Below are 21,794 nucleotides of genomic sequence, written 5' to 3' on the forward strand. Positions count from 1 at the left end.
CGCAACCAGCACGCCAGACCCGTCCGCGACTTCGCAGTCGGATCCAAGATCCGCCGACCGGATTACCTATCCAACGTTGCCTGACGCGGCACTAGCTGGTGGATCTACGTCGAAAGGCCGAGACTGGTTACTGCCTGTCCGCGCCATTGCGACCACTCGGGTCGCCCCACCTCGGATCCGCCAGATCGGGCGACGTGCGTGAGTCTCCGCCTATCGACACGAAGGAGGCTGGAAATGGAGCACTCAGACTTGGACCCGACCTTCTATCGGAGCGCAGCGGAGGCGGCTGCCGCGCCGCCGGAGCGGCTCGCCTACGTTGTCGCGTTCGACCGGGCGGCGCAGCAGCCGGATGCGCTGTCGGTGGTCGATGTGGATCCGGGCTCGGCCACCTACGGCAAGGTGGTGGGCTGGACCGAGGTGCCCCACCTGGGCAACGAGCTGCACCATTTCGGCTGGAACGTCTGCAGCAGCGCGCTGAAGCACGAGGGCCACCACATCGACGGGATGGCTCGGCGCTACCTGATCGTGCCGGGTCTGCGCTCGTCGCACCTGTACGTGTTCGACACCCAGCCCGACCCACGTCGGCCCACCCTTTCCAAGATCGTGGACAGCTCCGAGCTCGCGGCCAAGGCCGGCTACTCCCGCCCGCACACGCTGCACTGCGGGCCGGACGGTGTCTTCATGACCTGCCTGGGTGGGGCAGACGGATCGGACGGGCCGGGCGGGATCGCGCTGCTCGATCACGGCACGTTCGATGTGTTGCGGCAATGGGAGACCGACCGCGGGCCGCAATACCTCGCGTACGACGCCTGGTGGCATCTCAACCAGAACACCCTGATCAGCAGCGAATGGGGCACTCCGTCCATGATCGAGGACGGGTTGCAGCCGGAGTTGCTGCTGGCCAACAAGTACGGCCACGCGATCCACTTCTGGGACCTCACCGCCGGTCGGCACCAGCAGCGGGTCGATCTCGGGGAACAGAACCAGATGGCACTCGAGCTGCGCCCTTCGCACGATCCGGACGCCACCTGGGGATTCGTCGGCGTGGTGATCTCGACCGAGGATTTGTCGGCCTCCGTATGGCGTTGGCACCACGACGGGGGTGTGTGGGCGGTCGACAAGGTGATCACCATCCCGGCCGAGCCGGCTGATCCCGACCTGCTGCCACCGGCACTGAAACCGTTCGGCGCGGTGCCGCCGCTGGTCACCGACATCGACCTGTCGGTTGATGACGCATACCTCTACGTCTCGTGCTGGGGCACCGGGGAGCTCAAGCAGTTCGACGTGCGCGATCCGGCCAGCCCGAAACAGACCGCGTCCGTCCGGCTCGGCGGGATCGTGGGCCGCGCCGCCCATCCGGCCGCGCCGAACCAGCCGCTTGCGGGTGGCCCCCAGATGGTCGAGATCAGCCGTAACGGTCAGCGGGTCTACCTCACCAACTCGCTCTACGGCGCATGGGACGATCAGTTCTACCCGGATGGGGTCGGCGCCTGGATGGCCGTGCTGCACACCGATCCCGACGGCGGAATGACCATCGACGAGTCGTTCTTCCCACACGACGAGGACTTTCGAGGTCTGCGGGTGCACCAGGTGCGCCTCCAGGGCGGTGACGCCTCCTCCGATTCCTACTGCTACCGCTAGCTGGACCGCCCCGACGACGACTGGACCCGATGTGGGCACGGCTCACTCGCCGCATTGTGCTGCAGATCGCGAATTGCCGCCGCTCGAACCGGCCGACCTGGCAGCCGGAAAGTGAACGGCCAGTGATCATCTCGGCCTCCTACCCGCATCCGCAGACTCGTCGACGGCCATGGAGCAGATCAGCGGTAGATCACCGCCCTCCCCGTATCGCTCTGGTTGAAAACGGTGACCACCAACTGATCGGTGATGGCTACCGGGTTGCCTGCTTGGTGCTCAACGCTTGATTCGCGGCTGCCACGGCGAGGATTTCCGGAACATCCTCGGCCAGCAGGAAGCCTGCCGCGACCGTGTTGTTGGTTGCCGCTCGGAACGCTGCGAGGTAGTCGGCCGGCGGGGGACCCGGGAGCGGTCGCGTGCAGCCGAACATGATCGCCGGGCCGCCGCCCTCCTGCCCGAGCCCGGACAACACCACCAGTGGTACGTCCAGCCATGGCGTGCGGATGCCACCCAGCGCGTTGCCGTGGACGTCCAGCACCAGTTCCCCGGCGGATACCGTGAGCCGATCGGCCTGCGCCGGAGCGGGTCCGCCGTCGGCCCATTGGGACAGCGCCGCGATGGCTGTCTGCACGACGTAGTGATGTTGCGGACCGGAATTGATCGGCTCGGGGAAATCGACGCCCAGCGGATTGCGGCGCGGAGCCATCCGCTCGACCAGTTCCTCCGCGGTCAGAGAACCCGAGTCGGTGAACGATGCGCCGACGGTGTAGGAGTCCGCGTGCGCGGCACCGGCCAGTTCCCAGAGCCGGAACCGGTCGGAGTCGGGCTGGCGGGAGGCAATCGAGCGCATGAGACCGACCACCTCGAACTCGGTTTGGAGCACCAGCACCGGCGCGGTCGAATCCGCACGCACCCGCGTACCGCCGTCCAGCGACTCGGGGTCCACCGAACCGGTCAGCGTGGCAGGGCGGCCCGGCCGTCCGTCGATGAGGTACGCATCGTACGGCGAGCCATGCGGCGCAATGGCATTCACAAATGTGACGAGCGCGGCCGCGGATTGCGACTGCCCGGCCGCGAGCAGCTGCCGGGTCCCCGGCTGCAGTCTTCGAATCACCTCTCCCGCCTGCCGGTAGATGTCGTAGCAGTAGGCATCGCCAGGATGCGAAAGATCGGCATACCGAACCGGATCCGCCTGCTTCAGCGGCGGCAGCAGGACCGAATTCCAGGTGTCGTCCTCCTCGGCCGCCGCGGCCATGAGGCTGCCGCCGTGAATCGGCGCGTACTGTGCGGAAACGCCGATCCAGGCCATCCGGGCCCGGATGAGATGCCGGTGTGCCAGCAGCCAGATCGGCGGCGTGTCCGCTCCAGAGGACGCGTTGAGCCACTCCACGACAGCCGTTCCGCAGTAGCCCTCGACCGGCCGGTACACCACCAGTCTGGTCGTGAACGGTGCAAGGCCGTCCGGCTCGGTCACCCACTCCCCGTCGTCACCAGCCGAGCCACTCAGGCGGTAGGAGCCGGCTGTGCCGGACAAGAAGTACTCCTCGGCGATGTAACCGACATCGGCCAGTGGGAAGAACGTTGAGATCAGGTTGATCGGACCTGCCGCCGGACCGGAAAGCTCCACCGCGAAACCCTAACAAGTGCTTGGTTTTTGGACAATCGCCAGACTCGCGCCGACCCAGCATCGGGCGGGTCACTCCGGCTCGGCCGGCCAGCCCGCCAGCATGTAGCCCACATCGGCACGTGAGCAATCCATACGACCGCATCGATCCCGCCCATCGAAACGCGCTGCAGTGCCCGTGGTGGCGGTGGCGATCCAGGACCGCGCGGTCGAGATCGCCCGCTGGCGGCCGGGCGCTGAAACCTACCTCGCCACAACGCCTTCGGCGGCCATGACCTCTGTGGCGGCACGTTCCCCCGACCGCACCGCACCGTCGATCCAGCCGCACATGATCGCCGAGCTCTCACTCCCGGCCCAGTGGATCCGCCCGCAGGGGGTGCGTAGCGCGTGACCGAACTCGGTGAGCACACCCGGTGGCGCATGACTGATCATTCCGCCGCCGGAGTAGCGCTCGACCGTCCAGTTCTGCTCGTGGTAGCTGACCGGGGACGAGGCCTTCGCCCCGAACCTGTCGACCAGTTCGTTGATCACCACAGCTTTGCGCTCCGCCGGATCGAGTAGTCCGAGCTTGCGAGCCGCGGGACCTTCGGTGATCACGCACATGATGCCGGGGGTGCCGGTGTCCGTGCAGGCGTCGATGGTCAGAGTGGCCGGGCTGCCGGGCGCGGCCGACTGTCCACACAGGCCGTCAGCGCGCCAGAACGCGGTGTCGTAGACGACCGAGATCTTGTAGACGGCACCACTGGGCATGCGCCGGTGCAGGAAGGTGCGGTCGACGGGAAGCATTGGCTCGTAGGCGATTTGCGTGGCGACGGCCAACGGCACGGCGACGATCGCGTGCCGAGCACGGACGGTGAGCCGCTCGGAGTGGACGCTGACGCCGTCCTCGTCCTGCGCGATGAGGTCCACCGGTCTCGAAAGATGCAGCGCGTCACCGAGTTCGGCGGCCATCGACCCATAGATCGCACCCATACCGCCGTGCACCCTGGCGTCCTGGGCGCCGTCCTTGTTGGAGATGACGAACACCGGCCCGCCGCCCGAGCCCATCTGGTGCAGCGCCCACAACAACGACACCTCCGAGGCCGCCGAGGTGTAGATGCCGGCGAACGCCATGTCGAGCATCTCGCGCGCCTGATGGGAGTGAATGTTTCGACTCAGCCACTCCCCCAAAGAGATTCGGTCCCATTCGCTGGCCTTCTCGGCCTCCCACGGAGCGTCGAACGGGATCGACTTGCACATCTGCCCGACCTCGAACAGGCCGGCTCCGAGGTTGGCGATCGCCCACGGGCTCATCGCCCAGGGAATGGTGCCGGAGTAACGGTGCTTCTTGCCGTCGACGATCATCATCGCGTCGCCGTCGACATACTCCTTGTATTCGGTCACGCCGAATTCAGCCATCAGGGCCTTGATACGGTCCTGCCCGGGGCCCACCCACGCGCCGCCGCGATCGATCCAGGTCCCGTCGGGCAGGAACTCGGTGAAGGTGCGACCTCCGACCCGGTCACGCGCCTCCAGCAGAGCGACCGAGCGGCCGGCCTGCTTCAGCCGCAGCGCGGCGGTCAATCCCGCGAAACCCGCACCCACCACACAAAAATCGACATCGGCTGCCATGAGTCGCCCCTTCGTCCGGAAGTTCCGCACTAGCGCCACGTGTCCCCGCCACCACGTGAGGTGACTGGGCCAGCTCGTCGACCGCAGGGTCTGGCATAGCCAAAAGTACGCCGCGCGCCAGTCTCAGTATCGGGATTCGCAGGAAATCTACGCAGGTGGGGACGTGCCCCGGTGGATGGGCAGGTCAGTTGGTCTCGAGGATGGTGATGTCCTCGGGTACGCGGTCGAATCGCAGTCCGCGCCAGGATGGATGACGCAGGCCGGTTCGCGGTGGGCGATGTCGCCGACCAGCCGCGGTGCGACCCAATGCGCGGTGACCGCGATCGACGACGGTGCCGTGCCGGTGACCGGCGGCGTGGCGGTGGACGGTGCCAGCAGGGCGAAACCCACACCGACCACGCCCGCGGGTCGTTCGTCGACCGCTCCGGGGGCGTCGCCGCGGCCGCGCGGGCCCGGCTCGAACGCCCCCGTGACGGCGGCTGGTCGAGCGAGCGACGCAGCCGAGCCACGAACATATGCTCTCCCGCATGTCGACCTTTTCCATGCCCGACCTCTTGTCGTACGCCGACGTGGACGCCCGCCTGGGCGGCGTGCTGTCCGCCGAGTTCGAGGGAGCCGCAGACGAGCCCGACGATCCCACGGTGCTGTTCTTCGACGGTGACCTCACCCTCGACGGGGATTTCCTGTCCGCCGTCGCCGAGCTGCGCGGTGTGGACGCCGATGGCGACGGCGATGTCGAGTTGATCGTGGTGACCGGTGACCTGACGGTCAACGGCCCGATCGCGCTCTACGAGGACTTGCCCGGGCTCTACGTCGGCGGCCACACCCGGGCCGAGACGCTGGAAGGCGGCGACGCCGAGATCTGCATCCACGACGGCACCTTCACCCACATGGTGTACGGCTATTACAGCCACGGCTCCCTGGCGGCCGGGGTGGTCGACACCCCCTGGGTGATCGACTTCGACCACCACATGGCACTGGCGGCCCCGGGCGCGCGCTGGGTGGACAACCTCGGCGTCTGTGACCGGGACGTCGACTTCGTCGCCGGGAACGGCCTCGGCGAGGCGTTCGTGCCCGAGGTCGTCGACGACGAGGGTCGCCTGGACGTCGACGCATTCCTGAACCGGCTGCGTGCCGGGCTGCCGGTCCTGCGGCCCGGGGCCCGGTCGGCGCGCGAGTCGGCGGCCGCGGCGCTGGACGACCAGCTGTCCCGGGCCTTGGCCGGCCGGGCCGACCATCTCGACCTGGCGGGGCGCAAGCTGAAGGCGTTCCCCGCCGAGGTGCTCCGGATGCCGTGGCTGCGCACCCTGATCCTGGACCGCAATCCGATCCGCGAGCTACCCGAGGAGATCGGGACCCTCACCGGACTGGAGCACCTGTCGGTGCGCGACTGCAAGTTGACCGCCCTGCCCGGATCGATCGGCGACCTGGCCGGGTTGCGGGTGCTGCGGGTCGCCGGCAACTCGTCCCTGGACGAGAACGAGGTCGAGTTCACCCTGCCCGCCGCCATCGGGCGGCTGTCCGCGCTGGAGGAACTCGACATCTCCTCGCTGTCCGTCCGCACCGACGCGGAGTACGAGCCGGGACGGATGCCACCCGAGTCGACGCGGTTCGTCCTGCCGGACACCTTCGGCGGCCTGGTCGGGCTGCGGAAGCTGGTCGCCGACGGCACCAACGTCGTGTTCCCCGACTCCGCGCGCGGCCTGACCGGCGTCGAGGAGGTGTCGATGTCCGGCAGCCCCGCCCGGTACCTGCTGACCTTCCCCGAGGTGGTCACCACCTTCCCGAACCTGCGCCGTCTCGATCTGAGCTGCAACAACTTCGACACCGTCCCCGACAGCCTGCTCCGCTTGACCCGGCTGGTGGAACTCGACCTCGGCGGCAGCCTCGGCCTGCTGCGCGACCCGCTGCCGAACCTCGGCCGCCTGCCCGCACTGCGGGTCCTCGGCTTCAGCGGGCAGAGCAGCCGCGGCCCGGAACCCGGGCACGCCTTCCTCCGGGAGTTGTTCGCGATGGAGCTGACCGGTCTGGAGGAACTCCGGATCGACAGGTGGCGCCGGGACGGCAAGCGCCGCCGGCTCGAGCCCGAGCACTTCGCCGGGATCGGGACGTTCCGCCGGCTGCGGACCGTCCGCCTGGCCTTCAACGGCCTCGAAGACCTGCCGCCCGACTTCGACACGCTCCCCGACCTCGAGACCGCCGACCTCTACGGCAACCGGTTCCCCCGAGAGGTCCGCGACCGGATCACCGCCGCGCACCCGAGCGCCCGGATCGACTTCGGGTCGTAGGGGTCCACCGGGCCCGAGCCGGCTGCCGCCCACCTCAGGGGTGTTCAGAAACGATGGTGGGATCTCCAAACCACAAGCGACGCATACGGCTTGCCCCGCCTGCGCCTGCCTCTCGGTAGCCCGACCCTCAGGTTTCAACCACGTGGGCGAGGTGGGGTTCCGGTAGTCATCGGCACTGTGCCCGTGGGCTCTGCGAGCCGGTGCCGGCCACCGGCCACGGGCACCACCGCGGCCGGGCGCACGACGGTGGGTGTGTCCAGCAGAGCGTGCAGACGGGCGATGAAGACGTCGAGGCTGCCGTAGCGCGCGAGGATCTGTGCGAGCAGTTCGTGCGCGGTCGATCCCATCAGATCGGTCATGTCCACCCCATGAAGGTTCACCGACCGGTCGGGCCGGTTCTGATCGGCATTCTGCACGACAATCTCGATCACTTAGCTATTTCCGAGATTTCGGTGACCACCCGTGCCTGGACACTCTCGATTCGTGCCATCAGCGCGGTATTCGGGCCGCTCCAGCCCAGGATCTCGATACGGTGCGGTGCGGGTGAGCCGATCGTGGAGCGCGGCGGGAATCAGGGTGCGGTTATCGCGCCGCATTCACATTTCGGATCATCCGACCGGGGTCAACCGTGGACGACTCCGGAATCGATGCCCCGCTTCACCGACTCCGAGCGGTGCATCGTGCTCGGCAGCCGGGTGGATCGGCCCGCAGACTCTTCCTGTCCACCCGGCCCGAGCAGCAATTTTTACCGTCACGGCGGAAATCGTCGTTCGAAGAGGAAGTGCTCGCGTGCAGATGTTCATCAGCGGCCGGGTCACCCGCCGCGGTAGTGAGGCCCACGTCGTCATCGGCGCACCGCGCCCGGTCGCCGGGTCCGCCCGCGGTGACAAGGTCTGCCACGTCGAAATCCGGCGGGCGGGCACCCTCGTGCGACTGCACCCCCAGCCGGGGTCCACGCGGGCGGCACTCGACAACGCGCTGCGTGAGGTCACCCAGCATCTGGGCATCGACCTGCCGGCGTTTCTCGCACACGTCGCGATCGGACCCGCGGTATAGACCCCAGAATCGGTAGCCGAGATACGAATTCGGCGTCGATCCCGTGCGGTGGCCTGGTCGCCGGCGAGGACGATGACGGTGAGTTCGGGCCCGGGGTGCCTGCACACCATGGGAAAAGAACTGACGCGCCAGTGGCTCATCGGAGCACGGGGATCGCCGGAATCTGCTGGCCTGCCTCGAACCGGATTGGGACACGATGTCTGATGAACGAGGGTCTCGCCCCAGCGTCGCTGTAGTGCACGTGGGGCGAGACCCTCGTATCGGCTCAGCGGTCAGGGTTGTTGTGTGCTGCGCCGACACTTCAGCGCATACCAATGGGTCGGTCTTCTCAACCGGTCGGTGCGCGATCGTGGCCGACAGATGATGAGGTCGTTACCGGCTGTCCGGAACCCCGAGATACCGACGAATGACCCTGGTGCGTCTGCTGATTCGGGACTGAACGAACAGGCCGCGCGGATCGCACGGTTGTGTTCGCACGGTTGCGTTGCAGTGATGTCGACACCCGACTGGGGCTGTTCGGAAACCGATCGTCGTATGGATCTAGCGGGCGTCGGTGCATCTAGGAGATCTGTGTGTGCCTTGAGGCCACGCACTACATTGCCGCGAGCCGCGCGGTTCGGCGCTTCAGAACAACCGATCGCCCGACGGCTCCGGCACGGGCGTAGTCAGCATGCGGCCGCGCTCCTCGTCGTCGATGACATCCTGAATCGCGTCGATCTGGTCCTGAACGACCTCGGCGCGCGCCACCAGTTCGACCCGGTCGGGCTCGGTGAGGCTCTCGTGACCGAGCTTCTCGAAAACGCATGAGAGCACTGACCGTAGGTCCTCCAGCTTGCTGTCTGACTCCACAGGACCTCACCCTACGTCCGAATCCAAACGACGACCGTCTGAGCCCATAGCGTCGTGTTTCCGGTGGCATAAACGCACCGGTGTGCATGGGCCAGAGGTGGAGGCGCAAGTCGGCGAACTCGCTCGTGGACATACGCTCGGCGGGCAGAATGGCGGCCCTTTTCGCGTCCTCACCGATGTCGGTCATGGTCCCCTCCGGTTGCCCGGCGCGACTGGTCGCCACTCGGTCTGCGCCTCGGCCGAGGGACTGCGCGGCGCTTCCCCGGGTTCAGCCCGCCTCGAGGGATTTGCGGATCTCGGCCTGGATCTCGAGTTGCGCCCGCGCCGCGGTCAGCCCCGCGGTGACCTCCGCGGCGGTGCGCTGGGTTGCGGCCGAAACGTATTGCGCCACCGCGGTTTCGATGGATTCGACGGCCTGGGTGGCGGTCGCCCGCTGCTCGGTCAGTGCGGCGGCGGGCAGGGCCGCCATGGCGACCAACCGGTCGTCCCAGGCGAGGGCGGCCTGCTCGAGTTCGGCGCGCAACACGATCGTGGTGGCGTCGTCGAGGGTGTCGGCGGTGTACAGGGCCCGGATGGCGTCGCGCAGACGCCGGTGCAGCCGCGGCTCCGGGTCGTGCGAGCCCGCCCACGAGGCCGGGGCGCGGGTCGGGGTGCCCGGCACCACCTGGTTGGCGGTGGCGGTCGAGGCGCGCTGACTGCGCGACACCAGGACGATGCCGGCGGCCACGGCGGCGATCAGGATCAGCGCGACGGCTACGAAGATCAACACGGTCGGTTCCGCTCTGCTCGGTGGGTCATCGATGGGTGGTGGGGCGCGTCGGCACGACGGTGGAGTGGCTCGGCCCGCTCGGATGATGGCTCGGCGTGTGATGCCCGCGCGCGACCGCGAACGCCACCACCACCGCGACGATCACCGCGAGCACCGCCAGGATCGCGGCGATGATCTTCGCCTTGCTCCATGGCCGGTCACCGGACACCTGCCCGGTCAGGCCGTTGATGTACACCTGATAGGTCTTGTCCATGTAGACGACCGTCAGCAGCCAGATCGGCAGCAGCACATGCTTGTACGCCAGCCAGTTCCAGTTGGTGTTCAGCTCGTGGATGCGCTGGTGGTCGCCGCCGATGTCGGCGCGCACGCTCGACTCGATGGCCGACTCGATCCGCTGCTGCGCCTCCGGGAACGACTCCTCGGCGTCCTTGTCGTAGGTGCGGCACAGGTGCCCGGCCACGAACTCCGGCGAGTAGGCGCGCGCCTGCTCCACCGGCCACGGTTCCAGCGACCGGATCCGGTCCCGGTTCAGGTTCTCGTTGGCCAGCACCGGCAGATCGGCGAACTCGTTGCTGACCTCACCGGCCACCGGATGCCACCGGGTGTGGGTCTCGTAGATCGGATCGCCGTCCTCGTCGGTCCCGACCCGCACCTGATAGTCGTCGCCGCGTTCACCCTGATACCAGCTCGCGGTGTCCGCGTCATAGGTGAAGTACGCGGTGTACAGACTCGAGAAGGCACCGATTCGCCGGTACTTCCGGAAGTTCGACGGCGCGAACCACCGCTTCGACACCCACTTCTCGACCAGCTCCCGGGCCTGCTTCTCCCCCACCAGGAACGGCACCACCCCGTCCACCGGCAGCCGAGCGGGCGCATTGTGCACGTCATCACGCTGAATCGGCGTAGCGCAGTATGGGCACCGAGTGGCGGTGAGGCTGCCATTGAATCCCGTGGTCCCACCACAGTTCTGGCACTTCACCTCCCACTCCCCCGTCACTTGCGGCCCCGCCGCCTGCCCCTGCAACTCCCGCAGCGCCGCCATCGCGGGCCTCAGCTCCCGAGCCTGCACCGGCACGTTCGGCGCGGTCACCGGCGACCGGTTCCCGCAGCTCGGGCACAGCAGATCCTGCCCCACCGGATCGAACACCAACTGCGCCCCACACGCCGCACACGGATACGTCCGAGTCATCTCCGTGCCGTGCAACATGGCCCGATCCGGCGCCACCGACTGAGCCTGCGGCCCAGGACCTCCCGCCCCATGCTCGGGCTCGCCCGCCCCGGGAACGAACACCGGAGCCACAACCATCGGCTGCGGCATCGCACCCATCGGGGCCTGTATCGGCGCATTCGGCGCGAATCCACCCGGAAGCGGCGGCGGCACAGCCATTCCCACGCCCGCACCGGCGGGCGGGGCGCTGACAGGACCGCTCAACCCCTGCGGCGGAAGCGGCGGCGGCAGGGGGGAACCTGTAGCCCCCGACAGGGGCGGAGGGCTGACTGCACCCTGAGGCGGAATCATGGCACCCTGGGGCATCGACGGGACACCGGTCGCATCGCGCGGCGGAAGCGGCGGCGGCACAGGGTTTCCTGCTCCGGGCATCGGCGGTGGCATCGTCCGTCCGGGTTGCGCGGCACCCGGGAGGGGCGGCGGGCCGGACGGGGTCGCCGCCGCGCCGCCGGGGTCAGCCGCGACGGGAGGGGTCCACTGGCGGGGTTCGGTGGTGTGCGGGGCGGCGTCGCTGCCGGGGAGCGGGGGCGGGCCCGCGGGGTGCTGTGGGGGCTGGTGGTCGTTCATGTGCGCTCACTCGGTGCGGCGGACTCGATGGTCACGCTGTTGCGGTGGAAGGAGTTTCGGGACGCACCGAGTTGTCGGGCGTTCGATCGGGCGGGTGACCGGATTCGGGTACGGCGAACCGACCCGTCGGCGGTCATGGGCCGACGGGTGGGCCGGGCGGATCCGGTTGCGGAGGTTGCCCCGTTACTGCGGGGGCAGTGGCGGCGGGGTGCCCGGCAGCGGCGGCGGCGTCGCGAAGAGGGACTGCAACGCCGGGACGGTGGAGGCCGGGGCCCAGCCCGCCATGCCCTCGGCCCACACATTGGTGTCGCGGGTCAGCTGTCCACCCGAAACGTATTGGCGTAGCTGGTCGATCGGGAACGGGCCCGCGGCCTGGCCGCCATTGTCGAAGTGGAACTGCTGCTGACCCGGCAGCGGCGGCGGGGCCTGCTGCGGCGCGGGCTGGGCGTAGCCGCCCTGCTGGGGCTGGCCGTAGCCGGGCTGCGGCTGCATGCTGGCCTGCATGGCGCCCGCCATCTGCCCGCCGAGCACGACGCCCATGCCGGCCTGCATGGCGGCTCCCATTCCCCCGCCGGGGTTCTGGGCGGCGGCGAGCATGGCGTCGGCGGCCTGCATCTGCTGGTACCGGTTGAGGTCGACATTGTTCATGAACCCGCCGGCCTCGACACCGCGCGCGACGCCGCGGGTCATGGCCTGCTGGATCTCCTCGGGCAGCGAGATGCTCATGGTGACGCCCTCGACCCCGACACCGAAGCCGGACAGTCGCTGGCCCACGAATTCGCGCAGCTTGTCGGACAATTCGACCTGGCGGCCCTGCAGGTCGATGGCACCCAGCCCGCTGGCCAGGACCATGTCGGAGAACGCGAGTGCGACATTGGCGCGCAGCTGCTCACTGAGCACGTCCGCGTCGACCTCGGCATTGGTGCCGATCATCTGGCGCAGGAACACCTCGATATCGGTGACCCGCACGTTCGCGGTGCCGTTGGCGCGGATCTGCACCATCCGGAAGTCGGGGTCGCGCACGGTGACGGGCTGCGGTGTGCCCCACCGCATATCGGTGACCGCGCGGGTATTGACGTAGTACACCTCGGACCGGAACGGCGAGTTGAACCCGTGCCGCCACCCCTGCAGGGTGGACATGATCGGCATGTTCTCGGTGGTCAGCGTGTAATGCCCGGGCCCGTACTTGTCGGCGAGCTGCCCCCGATACACGAAGACGGCCTGCTGCCCCTCCCGGACGATCAGCTCCGCACCGTTCTTGATCTCGTTCTCGTAGCGCGGAAACCGCCAGGCCAACGTGGTCCGGCTGTCATCCAGCCATTCGATGATGTCGACGAATTCGCCGCGGATCATGTCGAACAGGCCCATCGAGCTCTCTTTCCTCCCTCAGGCGCGACCGCAGCCCGCGCCGAGTATGGCACAGGACAGCAACGCGCCGGTCACCGTCAGATGGCTATCGAGCCAACCACGAGCAGTGTTAATGATCCACGAACGACCAAGGCCCGCGCGGACTTTCCCGCACAGGCCATAGCGATCGGCTACCGCTCGCCGCATGGCTCAGGCGGGCGCGCCGAGCCCTCCACCCGCCACGCCGGCGGTGAACGCGTCCCACTCGCCGGGCGCGAACACCAACGCCGGACCGGTCGGATTCTTGGAGTCCCGGATGCCGACCATGCCCCCGTCGAGGAACGCGACCTCCACACACTGAGAACCGGTTTCGCTACGGCTGCTCTTGAACCAACGCGCCCCGGACAGGTCACCGTTCACGATCGAACTCCCTAGCTACCTGGCGGACCAGGTCTCGCGTCCGTACTTCATCCAATGTTTCGGCACGAATGGCCGCAGCCAGCTCACTGTATCGCTGGACGTCCTCGAACCTCTCCACGTACAGATCGCTCGTCAGCCGCCCTTCGACGTAGACGACCGGCGGCTCGATCTGGTTGTTCTTCGCGTCCGCGCCGAAGTCGAGCAGTACGAACGGTCCGTGCTGAAAGCCCCACGTATACCCGGCGGTGTACGGCTGGATCCGCACGATCACATTCGGCCGGGTGCTCAGGTCGGCGATGTGCTTGAGCTGCGCGGCCATTACACGCCTTCCACCGACGACCCGCCGCAGCGCCGCTTCGTTCAGCAACACTTCCACAGTCAGCGGATTCGCCTTGCGGGTCACCATCACCTGGCGCTGCAACCGGATATCAACGCGCCGCTCGATGTCCTCGTCATTGCCGAAGCCCGGAAAGGTCCGGAACAACGCGCGCGCGTAGTCGGAGGTCTGCAGCAGTCCCGGAATCTGCTCCTGATACGTGACCAGGCGTCGAGCGGATCGCTCCATGCCGACGTACATGTTGAAGGCGTCGCTGAAAAGCCCTCCCAGAGAGAAGATCCCACCCTCATCCTTGGCCGTCGCTGCCCGGAACGCCAACCCGACCGCCTGCTCGGTCTCTTCGGCGTCCACCTCGTAGAGCGTGCACAACTCGCGTACGTCCTGTCGTCGCGGCTTCACCGTGCGACCGGTTTCGAGGCGCTGTAATGCGTTGAAGCTGAGCTGAACCTGAACCGCGGCCTGTTCGAGTGTCAAACCGGTTGCCTGGCGTCGTTCCCGCAGAAACCTGCCCAGTTGCCGCCGCAAGAGGGTCGGCGATACGTCCTCTGCCATCGATGCTCCCCTGAAAAGTGAATACACCTGCCACAGAATCTGAATGCTGCTACGCGCTGGATATGGGTCCCACCCTGGGATTTCAGACTACCTAATCTGAATATTCAGATTCTTGTTTTTCAAGAAGCTCCTCGCTGATGTGCTTGACGGACAACGACGACACCCCAGGTAGGTGACGATGTCCAGCAAGAACCCGTGGTCGGTGCAGGCGATCATCGACCGGATCGAACGAGAGAAGCGCCAGGCGGCCGAACCGGCGGCGGAGCAGACCGCAGTGGTCGGTTATGCGGTGCGCGGGCTGTGGTCGTGCTATTCCGATCCCGGCAAACTGACTGCCACGCAAGCGCATATCGCGATGCAACTGCACCTCGGGTGCGGAGTCGGCACCTGCCTGGTGCGGCGGCGGGCGCGCACCGCTTTGGTCTCCGCCGGGCGCATGGTGCTCGACGCACGCGCGGAGCGGTCCTCGGCGACGCCCAAGCGGTCCCTGCTCACTCTGCTCCGGGTGGCCGCAATCGCCTACAGCACACTGTTCTTCGGTGGTCGCCATGCCGTGCGATGACCCGGACCTGGTCGAGATTCAGGTCATCCAGGACGTTCTCGACACCATCGAGGCTCGCCTGCGCGACCGTGAACGCCACGGCTGGCGCTTGATCGTCCCCCGCTCTCGCGTGTACGCGACCGTGCTGCACGCGGTCATCGTCAGCGCCCGCGAATCCCGCCGTCTCCCCGCGACTCTGGACCACGCCGCCATCCTCGACACGATCCTCGACGGCGCCGAGGCCACGGACCCCGACACCGGCCTCCGCCCGATCGAGGACGTCCTCGACCATCACACCGTGCCGATGAACTGAACCGTTCCGGATGACTCCGGATCAGTCCGCGGGGACCTTGACCCCGATTTCCCCTCCGAGGTGGTAGCCGTCGGCCAGACGCAGGTTGTCACCGCTCCAGAACCGGCCCGGGTCGTACCAGTTCGGGCGCTTCTCCGGCAGTAGACCCATGGCCTGGTAGGTCATGGCGACGATCTCCGCGCAGTACGCGTTCTCCAGTCCCGCAGCGGTTTCGGGCGGGTTCGATCGCTTCGCCCGCGGTACCCGGCCACGCAGCCACCGTCCCGCGAGGGCGGTGGTGGAGGGGAAGGGCATGCCGTCCAGCCTCGCCACCATCCGCAGCGCGGCGTCCTCCATCTCCCGGGTGACCGGCCGATCCAGCTGGCGGATCCACGCCTGCTGCTCATAGACGTTGGCCCAGCGCATGACCGCGGCCCGCAGGTCGTGCAGCTGGGCCCCGCGATGGTTGTTGCCCGACCAGACGTCGGGCAGCGAACGACCGAGCTCGGCATGCCAGATCAGGGCCGGGAGATCATCGATCACTACCGCCATCCCGACATGGTTGACCGGACTATTGGTCAGTCCCCGAATCGCCCGGTCGGCACCGGAATGCCCTCGAAACAGCCACAGATCACCGGTCCTGGTGAGATCGACCGCTTCATCCAAACCGACACTCGACAGCGCTTCGCGTGACACAACCGCTAGCCTAGGCGCATGCGCTGGTGGAAGTGGCTCGGCCTGGCAGGCGCCGCGGGTGTCGCGGCAACCGGAGTGGTGATCGTGCGCTCCGAACGCAAACGCCGCGCCTACACCCCCGACGAGATCCGCGACCGCCTCCACGCCCGCCTCAACGATCGGCCCGCGGAGGGCTGAGCCCCTGTCGTCCTCGGCCTCGAAGCATCAGAGCAGACAGGGCCGATCCGGGTCGAACACCTCACTGACCTCGCCTCGATCGAGCGTCGCGATGAGGGCGTCGGTGCCATGCTCGATCTTCAGCGCTACCTCGTCCTCATGTAGCGGCACTACGGCGAGAAGGTTGATGGCCGTGCTGGATTCGATGACCCTGGCTTCCGGTTCGACGTCGAGCATCGGAGTCACGACCACACCCGCGAACGGCGTATCCGGGGCATAGGGCTGGACCGGATTGCCGTTCGGTACCAAATGCCATGCGCCGAGCCACGTCTCGCGTTCGTGCGGGAACCGAGCCAAATACTTCAGCACATGGACCGGCCACGACCCGCCGTCCTCCTCCAACGGCCAATCCGCGGGCAGGCCGATCATCAACTCGGCGAAGGGGCTCACCCCCTCCGGTACCCGCATCGGCCGTCCGCTCATCCCCTCGGTGACCAGCGTCCGGTACGGTCGCCGTTCCGTCGGCCCCACCACGAGCACATGCACGCGATCCGCCATGCCGACCTCGTGCATCACGAACTCGATCGGCCCGAAGTGCTGTTCGACATGACGTTCGATGGCTTCGTCGTGCTCCACGACAGCGAGCCTACGGTGCCGGCCACGAGTGTCCGGCAGTGCGTCGAATTGCCGGCGCCCATGCTTCGTCGCGGTGTGGGCACACTGGCGAGTGTCAACACGGGCAAGTGACTTAGAGACTTTTCAGCAAACCAATTCTCTGATGTTAACGTGACGCTCACGGCCCAATTGACCTGTCATATGCAACCGACAGCAACCATCTGGCGCCGCCCTAGTCGCGACCTGGAGGAGTAGAACCCAGATGCTGGCATCCATCGCCCGCTCGGCAGCAGTAGCCGCACTCGCAGTCCCCCTGCTGACCCTCGCGGCCCCGTCCGCCTCCGCGGCCGAGCCCGCCGCCCCGGCCCCCGCCCAGCCCGCGGCGCTGCAGAACATCGACGCCCCCTACATCTCGATCAACATCTGCCTCCACATCCCGACCCCCGGCTCCGCCACCCTGGACTGGTGCTGGCCGTAATCCCGACAGCCACACCACGGACGGCCCGCTCGGCTTGGATCGAGCGGGCCGCCGCCATTCCTGAACCCCGCAGCGGCCGGAGCGCCTGGATAGCCTTCGAAGGCATTGATAGGGCGAATGAGCCGCAGCGGGAATGAGTTCCGTGCCGGTGCTTGCCCCCAGGTTCAGCGCTTCTCGGCGCGCGAGTAGTGCCCCTGCCGCATGAGGTCGAGCAATTCGGCGGGCAGGTCGGTGACCGGGTGGGCGTAGGCGGCGGCGAGGTCGACAGGCGTGGTGATGTGGACCGACCAGCCGTGGCGTGACAGCCAGTCGCCTGGATCGGCGCGGGCGTCGTCGTACAGGAGGTCACTGACGTCCAGGTCGCCGAAGGGGTTGCTGCCGAAGAACTTCTCCTCCGTATCGGCGAAGTGTTGCGGGTCCAAGCCGCGACTGAAGTCGTCGGAGGCCACACTGCTGCCGGGCGCGGACAGCGCGTCGATGCGTTCGAACAAGGCGTCGTGCGCGGGACCCGGCAGGAACGGCAACAGCCCCTCGGCCGACCACACGGTCGGCTGACCCGGATCGAATCCGGCGGCGACGAGCGCAGCCGGCCAATCGTCGCGCAGATCGACCGCCACCACGCGGCGATCAGCCTTCGCCACGGCACCGTGCTCGGCGAGGACCCGGTCCTTGAACTCCAGCACCCGGGGCTGATCGATCTCGAAGACGACCGCGCCCGCGGGCCAATCCAGCCGGTACGCCCGCGCATCCAGACCAGACGCCAGGATCACCGCCTGCCGCACACCCCGCTGAAACGCCGCGGCGAAGAACTCGTCGAAGAACCTCGTCCGAACACCCATGAAATGCCCGAACCGCCTGACCTCGCCCACCGACTCCGGGTCGGCCAGCATGTCGGCGAAGTGCGATTCACCGGCCGCTTCGACGAACCACGCCGCGTAGTCGTCGCGGATCATCGGCTCGGGATCGGCCGTCTCGAGTGCGCGAAACGCGGCGACGCCCAGGGCGGTCAGGCCCACGCTCGTCACTATGTCCCAGCTATCCCCTTCGGTTCGCATCAAGGTCACCCCACTGGTGTCAGAGATCGTCCGGGTTATGTCGAGCGGAGCCAAACGCCCGAGTGTCAACCCAGTCGATTCTGCGCCGATACGGAAGCTCCGGCAACCAACCAGACACCTTCGTCGCCAAGTCCGGCGCGTATGCACGCGACATCCCTTTGCGGCACGAAGATGAGGCCAACGACAATCTGGGGATCAACCCGGGATTCTCCGCCACATTCCCGAACAGCCGTCAGTTCTGACTTTCAGCAATGTTCAGGCATCCTCGACGATGGGAAGTCTGCCGCATCTCCGGCCCGGGTGAATTCTGTATCGAACCGCACCGGGCCCCGATAGCGAACACCACCCGGACCAGGCGGCCGGGTGGTGTCGATGCGGCGCGTCGGAGCGCGTTCGCCGTTCAGCGCGAATCCCTACTTGCGGCCGGTGAATTCGTCCATCGAGTGGTAGACGCCCACCGTGTTGAGATAGAAGTCGCGCAGCTTCAGCGGGAGGAGGCCGGAGATGGCGCGGTTGAGGCGGGAGGTCCAGGGGAGGACGACCAGGGCCGAGCCCTTCTTCATCTCGGTCCAGGAGGTGTCGACCACTTCCTCCTGCTCGAGGATCGGGGTGAACCAGAAACCCTTGGCGCCGTCGAACATTCCGGTGTTGATGTAGGTCGGGCACACCGTGGTGAACTTGACGTGGTCGGTGCCGGACTGCTCGAGTTCCAGGCGGACCGAGTCCGACCAGCCCAGGGCCGCCCACTTGGAGGCGGCGTACACGCTCATGCGCGGGTTGGAGACCAGGCCCGCGGAGGAGGCGATGTTCAGCACGCGCGCCTCGACGCCGGTGTTGGCGACCATGGCGGGCAGGAACTCGAGGGTGATGTACATGGGGGCCAGCGAGTTGATCGCCATCGTCTTGTCGATGTCGGCCTTGTTCGCGGTCTCCCAGAAGTAGCCGTTGCCGCGCACGATGCCGGCATTGTTGACCAGCACGTCGATGCCGCCGACCTCGGCGCGCACGGCCGCGCCCGCCTCGGCGATGGCGTCGCGGTCGGACACGTCCACCACGTAATGGTGAATCCGGCTGCCGCCCAAGGCCGCCAGCTCGGCAGCGGTCTCCTTCAGCGCCGTCTCATTGACGTCCCACAACACCACGTCGGCGGCCTGCTCGGCCACCGCGCGCCGCGCGAACGACTTGCCCAGACCCATGGCGGCCCCGGTGACCAGGACCTTCTTACCGGCTACGGACTTCATACCCCTCTGTACCCCTGTCGAATGGTCGGCGGAATCACTTCTGCCGCAGTGTCTTCATGACGTTCAGGTAGAGCGTCATGGTCTTGGCCCACAGTTGCTCCGACATGCCCGGCAGCGGCGCGATGGGCAGCACCCGCTGCACCGCGATGGTCTGGGTGTCGATGTACTTCAGCAGGCCCTCAGGTCCGTGGCGGCGGCCGGTGCCGGAGATGCCGAGTCCGCCCGACGGCGCGGCGACCGAACCCCAGGCGGCGATGAAGCCCTCGTTCACATTGACCGATCCGGCGTTGACGCGGGCGGCCACGTCGCGACCGCGGGCGGTATCGCGGCTCCACACGCTGGCGTTGAGGCCGTAGGCGGTGTCGTTGGCCTGCGCGACGGCCTCGTCGTCGCTGTGCACGCGGTACAGCGATACGACCGGTCCGAAGGTCTCCTCGCGGTAGACCGTCATGCCTTCGCGCACGCCCTCGAGGATGGTGGGCTCGTAGAAGTACGGGCCCAGGTCCGGGCGCGCCTTGCCGCCGGCGAGGACGGTCGCGCCCTGGGCGACGGCGTCATCGACATGCTTGGCGACATTGTCGATCTGGCGCGGGAAGGTCAGCGACCCGATCTCGTAGCCGAAATCGAGGGTCTTGCCGAGCGTCAAATCCTTGGTGTGTCCGACGAATTCGCGGACGAACTGGTCGTACACCTTGTCGTGCACGTAGATTCGCTCGATCGACTCGCACAGCTGCCCGGCGGAGGCGAAGCAGGCGCGCACCGCGATCTTGGCGGCCGCGGAGACATCGGCATCCTCGAGCACCAGCAGCGGGTTCTTGCCGCCCAGTTCGAGCGAGTAGCCGATCAGCCGCTCCCCCGCCTGCTGGGCGATGGTTCGGCCGGTGGCGCTGGACCCGGTGTAGTCGACGTAGTCGGCGCGCGCGATGACCTCGGTGCCGACGACCGCGCCACGCCCGAGCACGGCCTGCCACAGCCCCTTGGGCAGGCCCGCCCGCTCGGCGATGTCGATGGCCCACAGCAGGGTCAGAGCGGTCTGATTGTCCGGCCGCCCGATGACGGCGTTACCGGCGAGCAACGCCGGCAGCGCGTCGGAGGCGCCCAGCGCGAGCGGATAGTTCCACGGCGAGATGACCGCGACCACGCCCTTGGGCCGGTTGCGCACCTCCACCTGGGTCAGCACCGGCATCACGCCGCGCGGCTTGCGGTGCGCCAGAATCGATTTGCCCTCGGCGGCGTAGTAGCGGGAGTTCACCGCGACATCGGACACCTCGTCGAAGGCGTGCACCCGGGACTTGCCGGTCTCGAGCTGGACGATGTCGAGGATGGTGTCCTGCTCGGCCAGCACCAGATCGTGAATGCGGCGCAGCAGCGCGGCCCGCTCCCCGACCGGCACCTTCGCCCATTCGGCCTGCGCGGCGCGCGCGGTGGCGAAAGCGGCCTCGATATCGGTGACCGAGGATTGCGGCAGGTCGGCGATCTTGGCGCCGGTGGCGGGCGCGAACACCTCGACCGAGGGCGCACCACCCGCGACGGCATGGCCGAGCAGGCGCTGGACCAGGTCAAAAGGCAGCGCATCGGCGGCGGCGAGCTGCGGGGCAGTCGTCATTGGTCGCCCTCTCGAAGAGTCGTATCCGGTGGAGCTCACTATTAACTGAACACCAGTGTTACATGAACACCAGTGTTAGATTAATAGACGTGACGCATGCGATGTCAAGCCCTCCGGCGGACAAGGCCACCCCCGCCCGCCGTGGCCGCCCCCCGCAGACGGAACAGCAGGCCGACCAGGTGCGCGCCCGCATCGTGCTGGCAACCACCGAGGTGTTCGCCGCGCACGGGTCCCGCGGGCTGAGCGTGGCCCGCATCATCGAGCAGGCCGGGATCGCGCGGCCGACCTTCTACCGGTATTTCGCGAATGCCACCGAGCCCCTGCACGCGGTGCTCACCGTCTCCAACGACGACCTCGTCGGCGGTATCCGATCGGCTCTGGAACGGACCGAGGAGCCGGTCGAGCTCGGCATCAACATGATCGAGGCGTATCTGCACTGGGCGGGCGGGCACGGCTCGATGCTGGCGCCGTTGTTCGCCGAACTGCACGATCCGAGCTCACCGGTGTCGGAGTATCGAAATCGGGTGGTCGACGACATCCGGGTTCTGGTGCGCAACAAGATCACCGGGCTGGGCCGGCCCGCCCCCACGGACCTCGAACTCGATACCGCGCTGCACACCTGCGAATACGTCGTCTTCCGCATCTCGGCTGCCGCCCCACACGGCGAACCCGACCAGGCCACCATCGATGCCGCCCGGCTGACCATGATTCGCGGCGTACTCACCATGCTCGGCACCCGCCAGGACGTGGAGTACGCGCTCACCGTTCCCGGGCTGTTCGAATCAGCCTGAGCAGGGCCAGGCCGTGCGATCGCCCGGACCGGCGATC

Annotated in this window: 22 protein-coding genes; 8 read left to right on the forward strand and 14 right to left on the reverse strand. The window is 67.7% G+C overall.

All coding sequences use genetic code 11. The annotated features are described in order from the left end of the window. Positions 1–234 precede the first annotated feature (234 nt). A complete protein-coding gene (locus ABZ412_RS06635; RefSeq protein ID WP_357277169.1) occupies positions 235–1,641 on the forward strand; it encodes a selenium-binding protein SBP56-related protein in 1,407 nt (468 codons plus the stop codon). Positions 1,642–1,891: 250 nt separating this feature from the next. Here ABZ412_RS06635 and ABZ412_RS06640 read toward each other — a convergent pair whose 3' ends face one another. Both ABZ412_RS06640 and ABZ412_RS06645 read right to left on the reverse strand, forming a co-directional pair. Next, positions 1,892–3,265: an alpha/beta hydrolase domain-containing protein gene (locus ABZ412_RS06640; RefSeq protein ID WP_357277171.1), complete on the reverse strand. Its 1,374-nt coding sequence runs from the start codon at positions 3,263–3,265 to the stop codon at positions 1,892–1,894. A 240-nt stretch (positions 3,266–3,505) separates the two neighbouring features. Continuing rightward, on the reverse strand, positions 3,506–4,873 hold the full coding sequence (locus tag ABZ412_RS06645; RefSeq protein WP_357277174.1) for an FAD-dependent oxidoreductase: 1,368 nt from the start codon (positions 4,871–4,873) through the stop codon (positions 3,506–3,508). 527 nt (positions 4,874–5,400) lie between these two features. On the opposite strand from ABZ412_RS06645, the gene ABZ412_RS06650 reads away from it, so the two are divergent. Beyond that, positions 5,401–7,161: a leucine-rich repeat domain-containing protein gene (locus tag ABZ412_RS06650; protein WP_357277176.1), complete on the forward strand. Its 1,761-nt coding sequence runs from the start codon at positions 5,401–5,403 to the stop codon at positions 7,159–7,161. A 134-nt stretch (positions 7,162–7,295) separates the two neighbouring features. On the opposite strand, the gene ABZ412_RS06655 is transcribed toward ABZ412_RS06650, so the two are convergent. Continuing rightward, the gene (locus ABZ412_RS06655) at positions 7,296–7,592 is read right to left on the reverse strand and encodes a hypothetical protein (protein WP_357277179.1); all 297 of its coding nucleotides are present in this window, start codon (positions 7,590–7,592) and stop codon (positions 7,296–7,298) included. A gap of 358 nt (positions 7,593–7,950) precedes the next feature. Between ABZ412_RS06655 and ABZ412_RS06660 the strand changes: the two genes are divergently transcribed. Then, positions 7,951–8,217 carry a hypothetical protein gene (locus ABZ412_RS06660; protein ID WP_357277181.1) on the forward strand — a complete coding sequence of 89 codons (267 nt, stop codon included), beginning with the start codon at positions 7,951–7,953 and terminating at the stop codon, positions 8,215–8,217. Between the two features lie 624 nt (positions 8,218–8,841). Here the strand turns inward: ABZ412_RS06660 and ABZ412_RS06665 are convergent. The 6 genes from ABZ412_RS06665 to ABZ412_RS06690 form a co-directional block, all read right to left on the reverse strand. Then, positions 8,842–9,066, reverse strand: a complete 225-nt coding sequence (locus ABZ412_RS06665; RefSeq protein ID WP_357277183.1) for a hypothetical protein — start codon at positions 9,064–9,066, stop codon at positions 8,842–8,844. A gap of 268 nt (positions 9,067–9,334) precedes the next feature. Continuing rightward, positions 9,335–9,835, reverse strand: coding sequence for a hypothetical protein (locus tag ABZ412_RS06670; protein ID WP_357277185.1), 501 nt, complete (start codon positions 9,833–9,835; stop codon positions 9,335–9,337). 25 nt (positions 9,836–9,860) lie between these two features. Next, positions 9,861–11,042, reverse strand: coding sequence for a hypothetical protein (locus ABZ412_RS06675; protein ID WP_357277187.1), 1,182 nt, complete (start codon positions 11,040–11,042; stop codon positions 9,861–9,863). 771 nt (positions 11,043–11,813) lie between these two features. Then, positions 11,814–12,998 carry an SPFH domain-containing protein gene (locus ABZ412_RS06680; RefSeq protein ID WP_357277189.1) on the reverse strand — a complete coding sequence of 395 codons (1,185 nt, stop codon included), beginning with the start codon at positions 12,996–12,998 and terminating at the stop codon, positions 11,814–11,816. A gap of 189 nt (positions 12,999–13,187) precedes the next feature. Continuing rightward, the gene (locus tag ABZ412_RS06685; RefSeq protein WP_357277191.1) at positions 13,188–13,397 is read right to left on the reverse strand and encodes a DUF397 domain-containing protein; all 210 of its coding nucleotides are present in this window, start codon (positions 13,395–13,397) and stop codon (positions 13,188–13,190) included. After that, entirely contained in the window at positions 13,387–14,286 is a 900-nt protein-coding gene (locus ABZ412_RS06690; protein WP_357277193.1) for a helix-turn-helix transcriptional regulator, read from the reverse strand. Before ABZ412_RS06690 ends, ABZ412_RS06685 begins: the two co-directional genes overlap by 11 nt. Positions 14,287–14,464: 178 nt before the next feature. On the opposite strand from ABZ412_RS06690, the gene ABZ412_RS06695 reads away from it, so the two are divergent. Both ABZ412_RS06695 and ABZ412_RS06700 read left to right on the forward strand, forming a co-directional pair. Further along, positions 14,465–14,848 carry a hypothetical protein gene (locus ABZ412_RS06695; RefSeq protein ID WP_357277196.1) on the forward strand — a complete coding sequence of 128 codons (384 nt, stop codon included), beginning with the start codon at positions 14,465–14,467 and terminating at the stop codon, positions 14,846–14,848. Next, entirely contained in the window at positions 14,835–15,140 is a 306-nt protein-coding gene (locus tag ABZ412_RS06700; protein ID WP_357277198.1) for a hypothetical protein, read from the forward strand. Before ABZ412_RS06695 ends, ABZ412_RS06700 begins: the two co-directional genes overlap by 14 nt. A gap of 21 nt (positions 15,141–15,161) precedes the next feature. On the opposite strand, the gene ABZ412_RS06705 is transcribed toward ABZ412_RS06700, so the two are convergent. Then, positions 15,162–15,815, reverse strand: a complete 654-nt coding sequence (locus ABZ412_RS06705) for a hypothetical protein (RefSeq protein ID WP_357277201.1) — start codon at positions 15,813–15,815, stop codon at positions 15,162–15,164. Between the two features lie 18 nt (positions 15,816–15,833). Between ABZ412_RS06705 and ABZ412_RS06710 the strand changes: the two genes are divergently transcribed. Then, the gene (locus ABZ412_RS06710) at positions 15,834–15,992 is read left to right on the forward strand and encodes a hypothetical protein (protein ID WP_357277203.1); all 159 of its coding nucleotides are present in this window, start codon (positions 15,834–15,836) and stop codon (positions 15,990–15,992) included. A gap of 27 nt (positions 15,993–16,019) precedes the next feature. On the opposite strand, the gene ABZ412_RS06715 is transcribed toward ABZ412_RS06710, so the two are convergent. Continuing rightward, positions 16,020–16,607: a suppressor of fused domain protein gene (locus ABZ412_RS06715; protein ID WP_357277205.1), complete on the reverse strand. Its 588-nt coding sequence runs from the start codon at positions 16,605–16,607 to the stop codon at positions 16,020–16,022. A gap of 241 nt (positions 16,608–16,848) precedes the next feature. Between ABZ412_RS06715 and ABZ412_RS06720 the strand changes: the two genes are divergently transcribed. Further along, positions 16,849–17,064 carry a hypothetical protein gene (locus ABZ412_RS06720; RefSeq protein WP_357277208.1) on the forward strand — a complete coding sequence of 72 codons (216 nt, stop codon included), beginning with the start codon at positions 16,849–16,851 and terminating at the stop codon, positions 17,062–17,064. A gap of 164 nt (positions 17,065–17,228) precedes the next feature. Here ABZ412_RS06720 and ABZ412_RS06725 read toward each other — a convergent pair whose 3' ends face one another. The 3 genes from ABZ412_RS06725 to ABZ412_RS06735 form a co-directional block, all read right to left on the reverse strand. Next, positions 17,229–18,119 carry an SAM-dependent methyltransferase gene (locus ABZ412_RS06725; RefSeq protein ID WP_357277210.1) on the reverse strand — a complete coding sequence of 297 codons (891 nt, stop codon included), beginning with the start codon at positions 18,117–18,119 and terminating at the stop codon, positions 17,229–17,231. A 413-nt stretch (positions 18,120–18,532) separates the two neighbouring features. Continuing rightward, positions 18,533–19,360: an SDR family NAD(P)-dependent oxidoreductase gene (locus tag ABZ412_RS06730; RefSeq protein WP_357277212.1), complete on the reverse strand. Its 828-nt coding sequence runs from the start codon at positions 19,358–19,360 to the stop codon at positions 18,533–18,535. Positions 19,361–19,394: 34 nt separating this feature from the next. Further along, entirely contained in the window at positions 19,395–20,966 is a 1,572-nt protein-coding gene (locus ABZ412_RS06735) for a succinic semialdehyde dehydrogenase (RefSeq protein WP_357277215.1), read from the reverse strand. 101 nt (positions 20,967–21,067) lie between these two features. Between ABZ412_RS06735 and ABZ412_RS06740 the strand changes: the two genes are divergently transcribed. Continuing rightward, on the forward strand, positions 21,068–21,757 hold the full coding sequence (locus ABZ412_RS06740) for a TetR/AcrR family transcriptional regulator (RefSeq protein ID WP_357277217.1): 690 nt from the start codon (positions 21,068–21,070) through the stop codon (positions 21,755–21,757). Positions 21,758–21,794: the final 37 nt, after the last annotated feature.

It is taken from the genome of Nocardia sp. NPDC005746, assembly GCF_040630785.1.
Classification (GTDB): domain Bacteria; phylum Actinomycetota; class Actinomycetes; order Mycobacteriales; family Mycobacteriaceae; genus Nocardia.

Coding starts and splice junctions, on each gene's coding strand:
- ABZ412_RS06635 (WP_357277169.1), top strand. CDS start 235: ATGGAGCACTCAGACTTGGACCCGACCTTCTATCGGAGCGCAGCGGAG.
- ABZ412_RS06645 (WP_357277174.1), bottom strand. CDS start 4,873: ATGGCAGCCGATGTCGATTTTTGTGTGGTGGGTGCGGGTTTCGCGGGA.
- ABZ412_RS06650 (WP_357277176.1), top strand. CDS start 5,401: ATGTCGACCTTTTCCATGCCCGACCTCTTGTCGTACGCCGACGTGGAC.
- ABZ412_RS06675 (WP_357277187.1), bottom strand. CDS start 11,042: ATGTTGCACGGCACGGAGATGACTCGGACGTATCCGTGTGCGGCGTGT.
- ABZ412_RS06680 (WP_357277189.1), bottom strand. CDS start 12,998: ATGGGCCTGTTCGACATGATCCGCGGCGAATTCGTCGACATCATCGAA.
- ABZ412_RS06690 (WP_357277193.1), bottom strand. CDS start 14,286: ATGGCAGAGGACGTATCGCCGACCCTCTTGCGGCGGCAACTGGGCAGG.
- ABZ412_RS06695 (WP_357277196.1), top strand. CDS start 14,465: ATGTCCAGCAAGAACCCGTGGTCGGTGCAGGCGATCATCGACCGGATC.
- ABZ412_RS06700 (WP_357277198.1), top strand. CDS start 14,835: ATGCCGTGCGATGACCCGGACCTGGTCGAGATTCAGGTCATCCAGGAC.
- ABZ412_RS06710 (WP_357277203.1), top strand. CDS start 15,834: ATGCGCTGGTGGAAGTGGCTCGGCCTGGCAGGCGCCGCGGGTGTCGCG.
- ABZ412_RS06720 (WP_357277208.1), top strand. CDS start 16,849: ATGCTGGCATCCATCGCCCGCTCGGCAGCAGTAGCCGCACTCGCAGTC.
- ABZ412_RS06725 (WP_357277210.1), bottom strand. CDS start 18,119: ATGCGAACCGAAGGGGATAGCTGGGACATAGTGACGAGCGTGGGCCTG.
- ABZ412_RS06730 (WP_357277212.1), bottom strand. CDS start 19,360: ATGAAGTCCGTAGCCGGTAAGAAGGTCCTGGTCACCGGGGCCGCCATG.
- ABZ412_RS06735 (WP_357277215.1), bottom strand. CDS start 20,966: ATGACGACTGCCCCGCAGCTCGCCGCCGCCGATGCGCTGCCTTTTGAC.
- ABZ412_RS06740 (WP_357277217.1), top strand. CDS start 21,068: ATGTCAAGCCCTCCGGCGGACAAGGCCACCCCCGCCCGCCGTGGCCGC.